Raw genomic sequence first — 1,201 nt, 5'->3', positions numbered from 1 at the left:
ACCGGTGAAGGAGCAGGTGATCCACTTCATCAACAAGAAGATGCCGGGCAACCTGCCGAAGAAGACGGCACGCGCGCTGCTCGACATCGAGGATGCCGACTACGTGCCGATCATCCGCAACCCGAAGGCGACCACATCTGAAACCGAGGCGGTCTTCTACTTCCCCGGCTGCGGTTCGGAGCGATTGTTCTCGCAGGTCGGCCTTGCCACGCAGGCGATGCTCTGGCACGCGGGCGTGCAGACCGTGTTGCCGCCGGGCTACCTGTGCTGCGGCTATCCGCAGCGCGGCAGCGGCCAGTTCGACAAGGCCGAGAAGATGATCACGGACAACCGCGTGCTCTTCCACCGCGTGGCCAACACGCTCAACTACCTCGACATCAAGACGGTGGTGGTGAGCTGCGGCACCTGCTACGACCAGCTGCAGGGCTACCAGTTCGACAAGATCTTCCCCGGTTGCCGGATCATCGACATCCACGAGTACCTGCTCGAAAAGGGCATCACGCTCGCCGATGCGGGTGGTGGCGGCTACCTGTACCACGACCCCTGCCATTCGCCGATGAAGCTGCAGGACCCGATGAAGACCGTGAAGGCGCTGGTCGGCGACAACGTGCTCAAGAACGACCGCTGCTGCGGCGAGTCGGGCACGTTGGGCGTGTCGCGGCCCGACATCTCGACGCAGATCCGCTTCCGCAAGGAAGAAGAGCTGAAGAAGGGCGAAGCCGCGCTGCGCGACAGCGGCAAGGTTGGCGCACAGGACAACGTGAAGATCCTCACCAGCTGCCCCAGCTGCCTGCAAGGCCTCTCGCGCTACGGCAACGACCTGAACAACGGCCTGCTCGAATCCGACTACATCATGGTCGAGATGGCCAACAAGATCCTCGGCGCCGACTGGATGCCGACCTATGTGGCCGCAGCCAATCAGGGCGGGATCGAGCGGGTGCTGGTGTGACGAAGGCGCAAGGCTGCGTGCTGTGCGAGGGGCCGGGTGGCCGCTTCGTGTTCGAGGGCGCGAAGCTTCGCGTCATCCATGCGGAAGAGGCGGGCTTTCCGGCCTTCTATCGCGTGGTGTGGCATGACCATGCGGCGGAGTTTTCCGATCTCGACGCTGCCGACCGCACGCTGTGCATGGAAGCGGTGGCGGTCGTCGAGCAGTGCCTGCGCGAGCACCTGAAGCCGGCCAAGATCAACCTCGCCGCGCTCG

General features: G+C 64.2%; 2 protein-coding genes. Both read left to right on the top strand.

The genetic code is table 11. The features are described 5' to 3' along the window. Positions 1 to 949, top strand: a 949-nt coding sequence (locus ACSFA3_RS24440) for a DUF3400 domain-containing protein (protein ID WP_435507967.1), incomplete at its 5' end; no start/stop codon positions are given. Next, positions 946 to 1,201: HIT family protein (locus tag ACSFA3_RS24435; protein WP_435507966.1), on the top strand; the 256-nt coding region annotated here is incomplete at its 3' end. The genes ACSFA3_RS24440 and ACSFA3_RS24435, both read left to right, overlap by 4 nt.

The sequence above is a fragment of the Variovorax glucosi genome, assembly GCF_051216695.1.
Classification (GTDB): domain Bacteria; phylum Pseudomonadota; class Gammaproteobacteria; order Burkholderiales; family Burkholderiaceae_C; genus Variovorax.
This window is presented reverse-complemented; position numbering and strand designations above follow the sequence as displayed.